13 protein-coding genes and 4 pseudogenes are annotated in these 13,911 nt (G+C 63.7%); 11 read left to right on the plus strand and 6 right to left on the minus strand.

What is annotated here, in order from left to right:
• Together JWP83_RS11265 and JWP83_RS11270 are read right to left on the minus strand one after the other, a co-directional pair.
• Positions 1 to 195: hypothetical protein (locus tag JWP83_RS11265; protein WP_297730050.1), on the minus strand; the 195-nt coding region annotated here is incomplete at its 3' end.
• A gap of 321 nt (positions 196 to 516) precedes the next feature.
• Positions 517 to 1,569, minus strand: coding sequence for an HNH endonuclease (locus JWP83_RS11270; RefSeq protein WP_297730038.1), 1,053 nt, complete (start codon positions 1,567 to 1,569; stop codon positions 517 to 519).
• On the opposite strand from JWP83_RS11270, the gene JWP83_RS11275 reads away from it, so the two are divergent.
• Entirely contained in the window at positions 1,476 to 1,802 is a 327-nt protein-coding gene (locus JWP83_RS11275; RefSeq protein ID WP_297730039.1) for a hypothetical protein, read from the plus strand. The genes JWP83_RS11270 and JWP83_RS11275 overlap by 94 nt on opposite strands.
• Before the next feature lie 344 nt (positions 1,803 to 2,146).
• Here the strand turns inward: JWP83_RS11275 and JWP83_RS11280 are convergent, their stop codons facing one another.
• On the minus strand, positions 2,147 to 2,644 hold the full coding sequence (locus tag JWP83_RS11280; protein ID WP_297730040.1) for a hypothetical protein: 498 nt from the start codon (positions 2,642 to 2,644) through the stop codon (positions 2,147 to 2,149).
• 264 nt (positions 2,645 to 2,908) lie between these two features.
• Between JWP83_RS11280 and JWP83_RS11285 the strand changes: the two are divergent.
• Positions 2,909 to 3,072 (plus strand): annotated as a pseudogene (locus JWP83_RS11285) (IS701 family transposase); the annotation flags it as partial.
• A gap of 212 nt (positions 3,073 to 3,284) precedes the next feature.
• Here JWP83_RS11285 and JWP83_RS11290 read toward each other — a convergent pair.
• Positions 3,285 to 4,109 (minus strand): annotated as a pseudogene (locus tag JWP83_RS11290) (IS21 family transposase); the annotation flags it as partial.
• 456 nt (positions 4,110 to 4,565) lie between these two features.
• Between JWP83_RS11290 and JWP83_RS11295 the strand changes: the two are divergent.
• Positions 4,566 to 5,666: a site-specific integrase gene (locus tag JWP83_RS11295; RefSeq protein WP_297730041.1), complete on the plus strand. Its 1,101-nt coding sequence runs from the start codon at positions 4,566 to 4,568 to the stop codon at positions 5,664 to 5,666.
• 393 nt (positions 5,667 to 6,059) lie between these two features.
• On the opposite strand, the pseudogene JWP83_RS11300 reads toward JWP83_RS11295, so the two are convergent.
• A pseudogene (locus tag JWP83_RS11300) lies at positions 6,060 to 8,699 on the minus strand (adenylate/guanylate cyclase domain-containing protein).
• Positions 8,700 to 8,928: 229 nt separating this feature from the next.
• Between JWP83_RS11300 and JWP83_RS11305 the strand changes: the two are divergent.
• The 8 genes and pseudogenes from JWP83_RS11305 to JWP83_RS11340 form a co-directional block, all read left to right on the plus strand.
• Positions 8,929 to 9,126 (plus strand): annotated as a pseudogene (locus JWP83_RS11305) (zinc-ribbon domain-containing protein); the annotation flags it as partial.
• 89 nt (positions 9,127 to 9,215) lie between these two features.
• Positions 9,216 to 10,136, plus strand: coding sequence for an NADP-dependent oxidoreductase (locus JWP83_RS11310; RefSeq protein ID WP_297730042.1), 921 nt, complete (start codon positions 9,216 to 9,218; stop codon positions 10,134 to 10,136).
• A gap of 386 nt (positions 10,137 to 10,522) precedes the next feature.
• A complete protein-coding gene (locus JWP83_RS11315; RefSeq protein WP_297730043.1) occupies positions 10,523 to 10,963 on the plus strand; it encodes a cupin domain-containing protein in 441 nt (146 codons plus the stop codon).
• Between the two features lie 83 nt (positions 10,964 to 11,046).
• Positions 11,047 to 11,514 carry a hypothetical protein gene (locus JWP83_RS11320; protein WP_297730048.1) on the plus strand — a complete coding sequence of 156 codons (468 nt, stop codon included), beginning with the start codon at positions 11,047 to 11,049 and terminating at the stop codon, positions 11,512 to 11,514.
• The gene (locus JWP83_RS11325) at positions 11,511 to 12,278 is read left to right on the plus strand and encodes an SDR family oxidoreductase (protein ID WP_297730044.1); all 768 of its coding nucleotides are present in this window, start codon (positions 11,511 to 11,513) and stop codon (positions 12,276 to 12,278) included. The genes JWP83_RS11320 and JWP83_RS11325 overlap by 4 nt, the downstream gene beginning before the upstream one ends.
• A gap of 251 nt (positions 12,279 to 12,529) precedes the next feature.
• Positions 12,530 to 12,754, plus strand: coding sequence for a hypothetical protein (locus JWP83_RS11330; protein ID WP_297730045.1), 225 nt, complete (start codon positions 12,530 to 12,532; stop codon positions 12,752 to 12,754).
• Positions 12,721 to 12,936, plus strand: coding sequence for a hypothetical protein (locus tag JWP83_RS11335; RefSeq protein ID WP_297730046.1), 216 nt, complete (start codon positions 12,721 to 12,723; stop codon positions 12,934 to 12,936). Before JWP83_RS11330 ends, JWP83_RS11335 begins: the two co-directional genes overlap by 34 nt.
• Before the next feature lie 155 nt (positions 12,937 to 13,091).
• Complete coding sequence (locus JWP83_RS11340) at positions 13,092 to 13,331, plus strand: hypothetical protein (protein ID WP_297730047.1); 240 nt, start codon at positions 13,092 to 13,094, stop codon at positions 13,329 to 13,331.
• Between the two features lie 440 nt (positions 13,332 to 13,771).
• Here the strand turns inward: JWP83_RS11340 and JWP83_RS11345 are convergent, their stop codons facing one another.
• Complete coding sequence (locus JWP83_RS11345; protein ID WP_297730049.1) at positions 13,772 to 13,900, minus strand: MMPL family transporter; 129 nt, start codon at positions 13,898 to 13,900, stop codon at positions 13,772 to 13,774.
• Between the last annotated feature and the right edge of the window lie 11 nt (positions 13,901 to 13,911).

The following is a 13,911-nucleotide window of genomic DNA, read 5'->3' on the forward strand; positions in this document are numbered from 1 at the left end:
GGCCTTGCCGTCCGGCGACATCAGCAGCTTCATACCAGTCTTGACGTCGTCGTTGTCGAAACCTTCGTGGGGGATGTAGAAGAAGTCATCGCTGCGGGACTGGTCGAAGTCGAGCCCCACATTGACCAGGTCGTCGAATGTCTGGTCCCATGACCTCCATCGATGCGCTCGAAAACGTGCCTTGACCTGCAACAACTCTGGCGCGCGATACTGGGATTGAACTAGCGACTCACCGCTAATTGCACAGCGCAGCATATTCGTGTCGTGCGACGATGAACGGCGAGATCCGTTGCAACACAACAACTTCCCCACAGGTAGGCATCCGAAAACCGTTGGGGCGCAAGGCAACCCACCCCTCCCGAAACTCGGAGCAAGGGGTGGTTGAGCAGCGCCGCGAACGTCACGACTTTTTCACACGCGGGGTTTGACATTTTTGAGGACTAGCAAATTTGTTGGGAGACAACAGATTTCAGAAACGCGCGAATTCGCAAAATGCGTTGTGTGTCAGCGCGGACCTCACGATATGTCTTCACCACAGATGTACCGGTTAATGAAGTCCAGGCCTTCATCGGTGACCTCGTACTTGTATTGGGTTGGTTCACCCCGTTGGGCCGGTACGGGTGCTAGTTCAACTCGTTTCAAAAGCCCATCATTCACTGCGCGGAGGAGAGGGATCTCCAAACCCGCCTCGACAATGAAGGATCTCCGGTCGGTCTCGGCAATCTGGTCGAACAGCCGGCGCTCGAAATCAGAGTAGCGGCTGTTCAAGACCCCGAGATTGCGCTTGTACATGCTCATCGACTGCGCATCGATTTCTTTGTTTTGGCATTTCGGGCACAACGCGATGAGGTTCGCGAGCGAGTCATCATGGCTCTGTGACTCAGGCACGATGTGAGCTATCTCGGTCGTTGGGTGCCGACAGGTGGGGATGGCGCATCTATGGCCCGCCTCGACCAGCGCCAGTCTTTTTCGGGCTCTTAGCACACCTTCGATCCCACCCGGGCCGAAACCTCGCCGGGGCGGCCACAGTGCGCTCGCCGTCAGGGGTGCGCTCCACATTTTCGAACGATGGATCATCCAGGCGACGAAGCACACTGCTATCACCAACACCCCGTAGTGCAGCGCCGAGTGCCACCAGGGTGGGGCGGGTTGGTTGGGCTCCTCGTGAGGGACCGCCACCGGAATCGTCCTCGGGAGCGGGGGACTTGGCAGAGCGACCTGTGGGGTCTGCACCTGCGTCACGGCGGTAGGCGCGGGCTTCGGCGGAGCCTCCGGAGTCTGCACCGGCACGCTGCTCGAGGGCGCCTGTGCCGGGCGGGACGCGGCTTCGTAGCACACGCGTGGCGTCGAAATACGGTATTGCGCCACCGGAAGCAGACAATTCCGGAAGGCCACCGAGTCTGCGCCAACGCTGGCATATGGGGCCCGTGGAGCCGCCTGTGCCACACCGGGTGTGGCGGCTAGCACTGAGAACGGTGCGAGCGCTACGGCGGCTGCCGCCACCGCGACAACCTTGCCCATTCCGCCCTGGCCGAGCAGCGTCGGCAGCCGGCAACGCTCGAACGCCATCTCGCTCACTGGCCTTTCCCGCATCCCACTTGGTCGGACATGCTAGGCACCCACCAGCTAAAAATACCCCAATTGGGGTGGCGGTGGACGGCAGCGGCACCGTCTACGTCACCGACGCCGGCAACAACCGGGTGCTCAAGCTGCCGGCGGGGTACAGAACCCACCAGTCAGGTCATATCTACGCCATGGACCCCGTTGAAGAAGCGGAGACGGGTTGGGGAGCCATTTGCTGATCGGAGATCGCGGCCACCGGCTAACCGCCCCCGCGCGCCCTGGCTGGGAACTTCCCAAAACGGTTGTCCGTCGGTCAACGAGTGAGCCCACTCAGTCAGCTCGCGGCGTTCATCCGGCAGCGCATCCGCGACGGCGATTCGAAGGCAACGGCCCGCCCCGCTCCCGAGCCGCACGGCGAAGAGTCGTAACCAATCGCAGCTCAGAGTCGATGGTCTCGATGCCGCGCATAGCCGGTCAGCGTGGCCGCCCGTTCGGCGAAGTGCAATTCACCCGCCCGCGCGGGCGGCTTCCATTAAATCGCCGGTCAGGCGCAGCTCGGGATAGGCCAGCGGGCAGGCGTGGCCTATGGCAGCAGAGGCAACCGCCACGGTGGCATCCCGGGATCGAGCAGCCACAACCGCGTCACGGTCATCCGCAAAATGCGCAGCGCGGTGTTGATCAGGATGACCGCCAGCGGCAGTTCGACGAGCGTCGCCGTCAGCGCGGATACCCACAGGTCGCGGGGGCCGGCCGTCATCACGTCGAACCACGCATCGCAGATCAGCAACACACCGGTCGTGAAGGCGGTCAGCGGCACCAACTGCCGACGAAGGAAAACGAGCACCGCGGTCGTGACCATGAATGCGACAAGCAAGACATCGAATCCCACCGCGACGTAGTTCGCCGGCAGGGTGATGACCAAGAACACGATCCACGGGATCAGCCCGATCGCCCCGCCTACCATCAGCGCCAAGCGCAGTCGTCGCATCCGCGCCACCACCGGCGCCGGGACCAACTCCTCGAGCGGCCTTTCCAACCGATGGGTAGTGAGCTCGTCAAAGGGCGATGGTGCGGTGTACATGGTGGGTTGGGTCCTTGCTAGATTATAAACGGTTACGTTCACTATTTGCAGGAGCATACTCTGCTCGGCGAAGGAACGCTAGCGGCTACTAAGGATCGTCTGAAGGCGCACGGCCCACGCCTGCACTCCTGGGCGTGGTTTCGGCTGCTGGCCGAAGACGACACTGACACCGGCGTTCACCATTTGCTGATACGGCGCAACGACGCCACCGGCGAGCACGCCTACCTGAGCTGCTACAGCCCGCGCCCCGTCGCACTCCGCACCCTCGTGGCCGTGGCCGGTCAGCGCTGGCGCATCGAGGATCCTTCCAAGCCGCCAAAGGACTCGTCGGGCTCGACCAGCACCAAGTCCGACGCTGGAACTCCTGGCACCGATGGACCACCCTGGCCATGCTCGCCCATGCCTTCCTGGCCGTAGCCACCGCCATCGAACGCGACACGACAGCCACCCCGGCAGGGCTGATTACCCTGACCGTCAACGGATTTCGCCGTCTCTTCGACGCCTTGCTCCTGATCACCGACCACACCGTCGCGACACTGCTCGCCTGGTCGCGATGGCGAAGACGACACCAATACCGAGCCCGACAATCCCACTACCGACGACGTCAGAACCAATGACCACGATCTACGGCTGCAGTACTAGTGTCGCCCCGCACCCGGGCGAAGCGATCCACGTCGGCTTGCGCCTGCTCCACGGTCATCTCATCGGCCTGGGTGCGCCACCAGCGTTGCGCGGCAGTGTGATTGATCTTCTCCACCACACCCTTGCGGTTACCGCGCCGCGGCGGGCAGATCGCCACCGACACCCCGTAATGCTTCGCAACCCCGGCGAACGTTGCGGTGACCCGACCCGAGCCCGGATCACAGACCGTGGCCATCCGGTCGAACCGCCAGCAGCGGGTCACCCCGCCGTGACCGCGGACCACCCGATCCAGGCCGGCCACCAGATGCGGCTGATCCTCCGACGGTGACAACGCGGCCCGCCACTTCCCGGAACAGGCCAGCGACCCGACCAGCAGGTGCGCGGTCTTGCCCCAGCCCCACCATTCGGGTGGATTCGGCAATTCCAGCCAGTCCCATTGGGTTTCGTCACCTGGTTCGTGGGTGATGACCGCGTTGGGGCGTTCGGTGACCGACCGGCACGTTTCACACGCCGGCCGTAATCCGCGGGTGCGGATGTTGCGGGTCAGGCTCTGATACGACAGCCCGAACCCGAGGCCCTCCAACTCGTCGTAGAGGGTGCGAGCCCACAGGTGCGGGTCCTCGGCCAACCGTGCCGACACGTAGTCGCGGAACGGGTCAAACGGATCCGGTGACGGCCGTGCCCGCACTCCCGGCCTCTGCTCTCCGGCCAAGTACTTGCGGACCGTCTTGCGGTCATGCCCGGTGTGGCGGGCGATCGCCGAGATCGACCAACCACGCTTGCGTAGGGCATGTACTTCCACATCGTCCTCCCATGTGAGCATGAGAAAGCGGGCCTCCTTCGAGTGGAGCTGTTGGCGTCAGACACCAGCAGCATCGAGGGAGGCCCGCCCTTCTCGGCGGAGCCACACGGGTGGGGAATTTCAATGAGCGTCAGTGGGGAATTTCAGCGAGCGCCGTCAATGCTCGGCAGCTCTGAAGTCGTCATGGCCGTTGATTCTTTTCAGCCAGTCCCGGCGCTACCGACAGTCAGTTCACATACAGTTCACGCGGCCTGCTCGTCGCCTATAAAACTGCTTTTGAAGTGCAATAACCCTGGTGCGCGATACTGGGATTGAAGTTGTTTGCACGGTAACGCGGCTGCCTGCGGATATGCGTTCTGACCAGCGATAACAGGTACCCTGAGTGCACGACTGATGTGGTCACATTCGGACACGTTTGGACTAGCATTTGTCTTGGATACGTCTTGGACTCACCAGGACGCCAGACAGGAGCCCACCATGGCCCGCCGCCGCAGCTTCGCCAACATCACCCGTATCGCGTCGGGGCGCTGGCAAGTGAAGTACACCGGCCCGGATGGTGTGCGCCGCTACGCCCCGCACACGTTCGCCCGCCGGGAGGACGCCGAGACGTTCGTGGGTGTGACGCGCCGCGAGATCGACCGGGGCCGCTGGTCCGGTGACGCTCCCGCACCGACCATGTTCGGGGTCTATGCGGCCCGCTGGCTGGCGAACCGGCAGGTATCCGGCAGACCGCTCAAGTCCCGCACCGTCGAGCACTACCAGAGCATCCTGGACGCCCATCTGCTGCCGGAGTTCGGGCACCGGCAGCTGTCCGCGATCAAGCCCAAGGACGTCCGGGACTGGTACGAGCGGACGCTGACCGACCGGCCCACCCTGCGCTCGCACTGCTACTCGCTGTTGCGCACGATCTTCGCGTCGGCCGTTAATGATGAGCTGATCGACGCGAACCCGGCCCGCATCGTGGGCGCCGGGCGGGCCAAGCGGGTTCACCAGATCAGGCCCGCGTCGGTGTCGGAGTTGGGCGAGCTGACCGCGGCGATGCCCGAGCGTCTGCAGCTCATGGTCATGTTGGCGTCGTGGTGCGCGCTGAGATTCGGTGAAACCGTCGAATTGCGCTGCGGCGACGTCGATTTGAGCGACGAAGTGATCCGGGTGAGGCGCGGCGCGGTGCGCGTCAAGGGTGGCTACACCATCACGTCGCCCAAGAGTGACGCGGGCATCCGCGACGTCGCGATCCCGCCGCACATCATCCCCGCCATTGAGCAACATCTAGCTAAACACGTTGCCAAAGACCGCGATGCGCTGCTGTTCCCCGCTGACAATGGCGGGCACCTTCAGCCGTCGACGCTGGCCCGGCACTGGTACCGAGCGCGGGACGCCGCGGGCCGACCCGATCTGCGCTGGCACGATTTGCGCCACAGCGGCGCGGTGCTGGCCGCGGCGACCGGTGCATCGTTGGCCGAACTGATGGCCCGCCTTGGTCATTCGACGCCGCACGCGGCGATGCGCTACCAGCATGCCGCCGCGGGCCGCGACCGCGAGATCGCCGCGCTGTTGTCCAAACTGGCCGACGCATGACCGAGCACCAAACTGGCTGTCGGCCACCGACAGAAACCGGCCACGAGCCTAAGGTAGCCCTCGCCGTCGACGAGTTCTTTAGTGACAGGATCGGCGGTGAAGGCTTCCTTATCGGCTGGGGACTTTTCCCTCCCCTTCCAATTTGGCATTGGGCGCCAAAGAAAAACGCCCCGACCAGGCCGGGGCGTTTCTGTTGTGATGGCTAATTGCCAATCTCCCCGCTTGAGCGGCGATTGCGCCAACGCTGCGTTTGGCGGAAGCGCAGGCTCCGTGATAGTCGCGACCGACCGTACGAGTACACCTGCAAGCAGGACCGTGAGCGTGGATGCGACACCCGGACAGACTTTTGCACGCCTACCCCCTCGCCGGCCGCATCCGCTCCTGAAGGGGCATTCAGCCGGGGTGTTCGAGTTCTGTTCGGGCCTGGTCGATTTGGTCGTAGGCGTACATGGCCGTGGCGGTGGTGGTCATCGTCTCACCCTTGCGGGCGAGCGATTCGTAGGTCTGGTCGCCGAGGACATCGCGGAGGTGCGCGATCGCGGTGGTGATTTCGGGGACCGTCGCTGCGGCGATGGGACTGAGCGCGAAGCCGGCAATAGTGGCCGCCGGCTCGTAACGTCCGAGCCGGTCGAAAACAACGGCGAGGACGGCCAGCGGAATGCGGATCGAGGTGGTGTCGCCGCAATTGTGGTAATTGCGGATCGCCAGAGTGAGGTGATCGAACGCGGCCAGCGTGTCGCCGTATTCGGCCTCGAGACGGGACAGACTGCCCGCCAGTAGTGACTCATAGATGCGGTTGCCGCTGTCTTGAGCGATCACCAGACCCCGGCCGCTGGCGTTAAGCGCCCGGACGGGATCTGCGTCACGGAAAGCGGCAGCGTAGGCAGTGAGCGCCGACGCAAGCAAGTGCGGGTTGCCTGTGGCCTCCGCAGCCTCGATTAGGCCATCCACGGAATCCATCGCCTCCCCACCACAACCGGCCATTGCAAGGGCGATAACCAGCCATGCCCGGATGAGGACGTGGGTGTCGCGGCGGCGTGCGAGCTGGCGCGGCACAACTCGACACATCGTTCCGGCTGCCCGATGACTGCGTATACAACTCCAAGCATGCCTTCGAGGCCGTACGGCGGCGCATCGCGGCTCCTGCCGAGAACGATCTGGCCGGCATCGGCATAGCCGACAGCCGCCTCGATCCGTCCGGTCAAGTAGCACAGCGACGCAATCAGATACAGAAACGCCAGCCGGGGGTGGTCGGCGACGCGGGCGGGCTCGATCAGCTCTTCAGCCCAGGCTATCGGCTCAAAGGTTTGGACCCACAGGCCGAGCAACCCCACATAGGTGGCGATGGTGGCGGCCACATCGAGGTCGCCGTGGTCGGCGGCCCACCGGAACGCGGTGCGCAGATTGGCCAGCTCGACGGTCAACCAGGTGTACGCCTCGCGTTGGCGGGGGCTGTCCCACAGGGCCAGGATGTCGGCTTCGCGCCCGGCGAAATAGCGCGAGTGGGCGGCCCGAATGTCGGTTGCCGCACCGCCGGCGACGAGTTGCTCCTCGGCGAACTGGCGGATCGTCTCCAGCATCGAAAACCGGGTCCGCCCCGAGGATCGGTCGGCGACCAGCAGCGACTTGCGCACAAGAGCGTCGAGTACCTCGAGGATGGCGTATTCGTCGAGGTCATCTGATCCGGCTACCGCGCAGGCGCTGTGCAGGTCAAATCCGCCCGCGAAGACCGAACAGCGGTCCAGCACTGTCTTTTCGGTGTCATCGAGCAGGTCGTAGGACCAGGCCACCGCGTGGCGCAGCGTGTGGTGGCGTTCCAGTCCGCGCCGCGAGCCGACCAGCAGCCGAAACCGCTGATCCAGACGATCACGCATTTCACTGGCGGTCATCGACGCCATCCGCGAGGCGGCCAGTTCGATGGCTAATGGAATCCCGTCGAGGCGCTGACAAATCTCAGTGACCGCGGCGGCTTCACCGCCGTCGCCCACCGTGAAGCGCGGCGACACGTGCTGCGCCCGTTCGACAAACAAGGCCACCGCGGCCGAGTCCACACCTGCGCCGACATCCAGCGAGGGCACCGGCCAGAGCCGCTCCTCGGCGATGCCGAGTCCTTCGCGGCTGGTGGCCACAATCTTGGTCGTTGCCGAAGCCGCCAGGATGGCCTCGATCAGGTCGGCGGCGGCGTCGAGAACGTGCTCGCAGTTGTCGATCAGCAACAGACGGACCCGGCCCTCCAACGCAGCGGCCACCGACTCACTGACGGTCTTGCCCGGTTGCTGGGTGATGCCCAGCACCGCCGCCACTGCATCGTGGTATCGCCGCCGGATCGGTGACCGCAGCCAGCTCGAAAAACCAAACGCCGTCGGGAAATTCATCGGCGAGCTGGCCTGCTACCTCCAGCCCGAGGCGGGTCTTGCCGACCCCGCCCACGCCGGTCAACGTCACCAACCGATGCGCCTTGACCGCCGCTTCGATCTCGGTGACCTCGGACTCGCGTCCGATCAAGCTGGTGGTCGCAGGCCGCAGATTTCCCGGACTCGTATCCAGCGCCCGCAGGGCCGGGAACTCCGTGCGTAGTCCCTCGGCTCGAACTTGAAACACGCCGATCGGCATCGGCACATCGCGCAGCCGACGCGGCCCCAGATCGATGAGATCAACCCCGCTGATCAACACCGCCGTTGACTCGGCCATAAGGATCTGACCACCATGTCCAGCGGCCATCACTCGTGCGGCTCGATTGAGCACCGTTCCGAAGTGGTCCCCGTCGCGCAGCTCGGCCTCGCCGGTTGCCAATCCCATTCGCACCGGCAACTGCAACTCCCGTTGCGCGTCAATCGCGGCGTTCACGGCGGACATCGGCGACGCGAAAGCCGCCACGAAACCGTCGCCCGTGTGGCTGAACAAGAACCCGTCATACGCCTCGATCGCAGTGCGCAACACCTCGTCATGGGCGGCCAGCGCCGCCCGCATCGCGTGCGCGTCGGCCTCCCACCGACGGGTGGAACCCTCGACATCGGTGAACAAAAACGTCACCACCCCGGAAGGAGCAGCGGCCGCCGGATCAGCGGACACCCCAGCAGAATCTCACAACCGACACGCTCCCACCTCACACATCGGCGGAATCCGACCCAGACCCCCGGCCCCGAGGCGCGCCGGGGCGCGCTACCCGTTGGCCGGATCGCAGCGGCGATATGGATCTACGTTTGTCTCACCAGCGGTGACACGATAGAGACGTGGAACGACAGTGGGCTGGCCGCGTGACATGACGGCGGCGACCGTGGTGTGCGGGTCGTGCGGTACGGAGCTGCCGCCGAACTCGAAGTTCTGTAACGAGTGCGGTGCGCCGGTTGCGATTGCCACAACACCGGCCGAGTACAAGCAAGTCACGGTGCTGTTCGCCGATGTGGTGCGCTCGATGGACATCGCGGCCGCCGTGGATATGGAGCGGTTGCGCGACATCCAACGAACTCACGAAAGCCTCGAGCTACCGCGAATGGAGACGACGAGGCGGTCAGGCTCAACAACAACCCACATCAGGAAGGACCTGTAATGCAAGCCATCACTGTTTCAGATCGTGAGGCCGGTGTCGCTGGCCTGTCGCTGACAGACCTGCCCCACCCCGAGGCGGCCTCGAACGATGTCGTCGTGCGGGTCCACGCCGCGGGTTTCATACCCACGGAGCTTGACTGGCCGGACACCTGGACCGACCGCGCGGGCCGTGACCGCACACCGAGCGTGCCCGGCCACGATCTGTCCGGGGTCGTGGTTGAGTTGGGTTACGGCACAACCGGATTGAGCGTGGGGCAGCGGGTGTTCGGGCTCGACGACTGGGCCCGCAACGGCTCGCTCGCGGAGTACACCGCGGTGGAAGCCCGTAACCTCGCACCGCTGCCAATCGACATCGACCACACTGTGGCCGCCGCGCTGCCGATCTCCGGATTGACCGCCTGGCAGGGCCTGTTCGACCACGGCCGCCTCACCGCTGGACAAACGGTCCTGATCCACGGTGTCGCTGGTGCGGTCGGGTCGATCGCGGTGCAGCTCGCTCGTGAGGTCGGCGCGCGCGTCATCGGCACCGGCCGGACCGCAGATCGAGACCGGGCGGCCGCGCTCGGCGTCCATACCTTCCTCGACCTGGATACCGAAAAGCTGGAGGACGCAGGGGAAGTCGATGTGGTATTTGACGTGATCGGCGGAGACATTCTCGCCCGCTCGGCCGCACTGGTGCGCGCCGGCGGAACGCTCGTCACCATCGCCGAGCCGCCGGAGACCCGGCCGCACGACGGGCGGGCTGTTTTCTTCGTTGTCGAACCCGATCGCGCCCGGCTCGCCGACCTCGCCGCGCGAGTACGGGATGGACGCCTCAAACCGGTGGTGGGCGCCGTGTTGCCACTCGCTGAAGCCGCCGCGGCATTCGCTCCCGACAAACGCATCCCTGGCAAGACGATCCTGCGCGTAGCACAAGACTGAACGCGTAGCACAAGACTGAAAAGGAACCTCCCATGATCGGACGGCGTGTGCGCGGGCCTCCACTCGTTTCCTCGTGCGCTACTGGGAGGCGATGTACCTGCGCGCCGATCCGCCGGAGGACTCGGAGGCCGAGTCTCGCGCTGCTCCGCGACGCGCGGCCTCCGACTGGGGTCACTACGCCGGCGGCGGGCACGACCGCTCATCTGCTCATTGCAGTGGCCGACGATCAATGTGTGGAACCGGCGCTGTGAGTGGCAGTGGGCGACTCCCCACTACCTAGCTGCGTCACCCTGGTCGTGAGGAGACTTCGCACGCACGCGGGTCATCCCAAATCGTGCGATCACATCAGCTAGTCGTCAAGACATCCGAAGGGAAGGCAGCCAAAAATGGCCCTAAAGACACTATTCGCCACACTGATCGCTGTTGCCATACTCGCGCCTGCGGCCCACGCCGAGCCGACGCCACAGAATTCGGATCAAAACCCGATTATCCGCACAGTTTTCGATCAACCTACCAACGTTCCGGGCAAATCACTGGAAACAGTGACCGTCAGCTATCCGCCCGGAGGAAAAAGCGCAGCTCACCACCACGCGAAATCAGCGTTCATCATGGCCTACGTGATCTCCGGAGCGATCCGCAGCCAAGTCGAAGGTGAACCTGCACGTATCTACCACGCCGGCGAGACGTGGAGTGAAGCCCCCGGCGCGCACCACACGATCAGTGAAAATGCCAGCGCCACTGAACCCGCTGAATTACTCGCAGTCTTCCTGCTCGATACCGGAGACGGCCCACTCACCACGGACGACAACGCGGAGCCGCCGCGTTAGCAATGCAAAACGTTCGCACCGTTCGACATCAACAATTTGAAGACATTATCTATTTTCGCAATACGACACAGCAGGAGGAGCCCATGCACACGCCAAGTGCTATCCGGGTTGTCCGGATAGCACTACGCTTGTCGCTCGCGGCGGGCTTTCTGTCCGCTGTTGCCGACCGATTCGGCTGGTGGGAGCCGTTTGGGCAGGGTAGCTGGGGGAGCATGGGTGCCTTCGCCGACTATACCCACCAGCTTGTTCCGTTTGCTTCTGGATGGTTATTGACCGCCATTGTGTGGGCTGCCACCGCCACCGAAGCGACCCTGGGAGTCTTGCTCCTGACCGGCTGGCGGCCAAAACTCGTTGGCGCGGCAACTTGCTTGGTGCTCATAATATTTGGAACCGCGATGGCTGTATCCCTCGGTATGGAATCACCGCTTAGCTACAGTGTCTTCTCCGCAGCAAGCGCAGCCGCGGCCTACGCGATACTTGGCACAACATCGCCGCCGCACACCACTGACACCACACACCAGTCAAACGCAACTCTGAAAGGTTCATCATGAAGATCGTGGTCATTGGCGGTCGTGGGCTTATCGGCTCGAAAGTAGCGACCAAGCTCAGCGCGCACGGACACGACGTGATCATCGCCTCACGCCGATCAGGTGTCGATTCATTCACCGGTGAAGGTCTCGCCGACGCCGTCGCCGGTGCGGATGTCCTGGTGGACGTCGCCGATTCACCATTGTTCGACGATGAGCCTGTGATGCACTTCTTCACGACCACGACTGCGAATCTTCTCTCTGCTGAACAGGAAGCGGGAGTCAAACACCATGTCGCGTTGTCCGTAGTGGGCGCGCAGATCATGCCAGATAGCGGCTACAACACCGCGAAAGCAGCTCAGGAAAACCTGATCAAGGATTCGGGCCGGCCTTATTCGATCGTGCGAGCAACTCCGTTCTACGAATTCGCGGTTGGCTTGGCCGATTCCGCGACAGACGGAGACATTGTCAGATTGCCACACGCGTTGTTCCGTCCTATCGCCGCCGACGATGTCGCCACCGCCGTGGCCCGCGCGGCTGTCGGGCGCCCTATCAACGGAGTAACGGAGATCGCTGGACCCGAAGCAATGGGGATGGACGACTTTGTCCGCACGGGCCTTGCCGCCAATGGTGATCAACGTCGGGTCGTGACTGACGCCCAGGCGCCATACTTCGGTACGGTGATCGACGATCACACCCTCGCACCCGACGAGAACGCCACCATCTTCACTACTCGATACTCCGACTGGATCGACGCATACTCCAGCCGCCGCATTGAGGGAAATTGAATGGGAACTCAAGTGATCCCAATCCCTAGCGGGGCTGCACGGTGTTGTGGATCACGACTTCTTCGATTGGGTCCTGGAAGTCCTTGGAGGAGAAGGATTCATAGCTACGCTGGCCCGTCGGCTGGCCAGATTCGACTGGTCAGCGGTCGAGCACGATGTGCTAAAGGTGCTGTACGAATCGGTCATTTCCGCATCAACGCGAAAGGCGCTGGGAGAGTATTACACGCCAGACTGGCTGGCCAATGCCATGCATGGCCGAGTTACCAATCGTCAACGTGTACTTGGCGCGTGAGATGGCCAGGCGGGGAGACCGCGATGACGCCATACCGCTGATGCGCGCCGCCCTCGACCATCTGTTTCGCGAGGGAACGCTGCTGGTCTGGGGCACTCCCGCGACGGGGGTTCTGGTGCAGACACTGCTCGACCGCGCGGCGACGGTGACGTGGCCGAAGCCGAGGCCGCGATCGAGCGGCTAGCGACCGCGCCAGCCGATGAGGGTCTGGTGATGCGCGACATCTGGCTGCTGCGGCTGCGCGCGCTGCTGGCGCGGGCTCACGGCGATGCCGCGGCTTACGCGCAGTTCAGGGATCGCTACCGCGACACGGCGAAAACGCTTGGCTTCGAGGGGCATATCGCCTGGGCCGAGGCAATGCCATGACCGCGCGTGCTTGGTTTGTGGGCCATGCGGAACTGAGCTTTCGCCAAACGCCAAGTCTTACAACGAGAGCGCGGTGTCAGGCCGGAACGGCAATGCTAGCCGCTCCCCGCTTGTCGTGCCGGCCGTAACGGGGCTCGGCGATCTACGCTTAACGCATGAGTCGACGCGGCGCGGATGAGATCTCCGGATCCCCGCAACTTCAGGCCCGCCTTCTGCGGCCTGCTGGGCCGGCGCAGATGAACGCGGCAGATCGCGATCGCCTGATCGTGCATCTGGCCGACAAGGGGTGGGACCACGGGAAGATCGGGCGTGCTGTCGGGTTGTCGCGCCGTGGTGTCGGGATGGCTTTGACCAGGATTGCGGAGGGCCGGCCGGGCCGCGTCCGCGGCGAGTAGTGGAAAGTCGAGTGTATCGACGACCACACGTGTCCACCACAGACGTCTTGGATATGACGAAAGTCTCGGAAACGTCTTGAAAACTGCGCAAAAGTGATATTCCGCAGTTCAAAAGTAGTGCGCGATACTGGGATTGAACCAGTCGGCATTGGGCGCGGCTAGATTGAGCATCTCCTGGTCGTGACCGGGACCGCGGTGAAGATAGTTTGATGATCGGTCACTTGGATGGTGACTTGGTGCTCAGTCGTACTGCGGTCGCTCCTGAGAGATTACGGGTGACGACGGCTCTTGACGCCGTCAAGACGCGAAAACAAACCCGTAGCTAATTAGCGGGACCGAATCGGAACGAGACGGAGCGAACATGCAGGTAAATCGGCATTTGCGTGGTCAAGGCAGGGGTTCGAGTCCCCTTAGCTCCACCATCTTCGTTGATGACGCTCTTATCGCTGGGGAAGCGGACGGGAACGTACCAGCGTTGGCCACCAGAACCACTTCCCGAGGATTCGCAGGATGCACGGCACGACGAACGAACGCACGATCAGCGTGTCGAGCAGCAGGCCGATGCACACGGTGGAACCCA

The sequence above is a fragment of the Mycobacterium sp. genome (genome assembly GCF_025965855.1).
In the GTDB taxonomy this organism is placed as follows: domain Bacteria; phylum Actinomycetota; class Actinomycetes; order Mycobacteriales; family Mycobacteriaceae; genus Mycobacterium.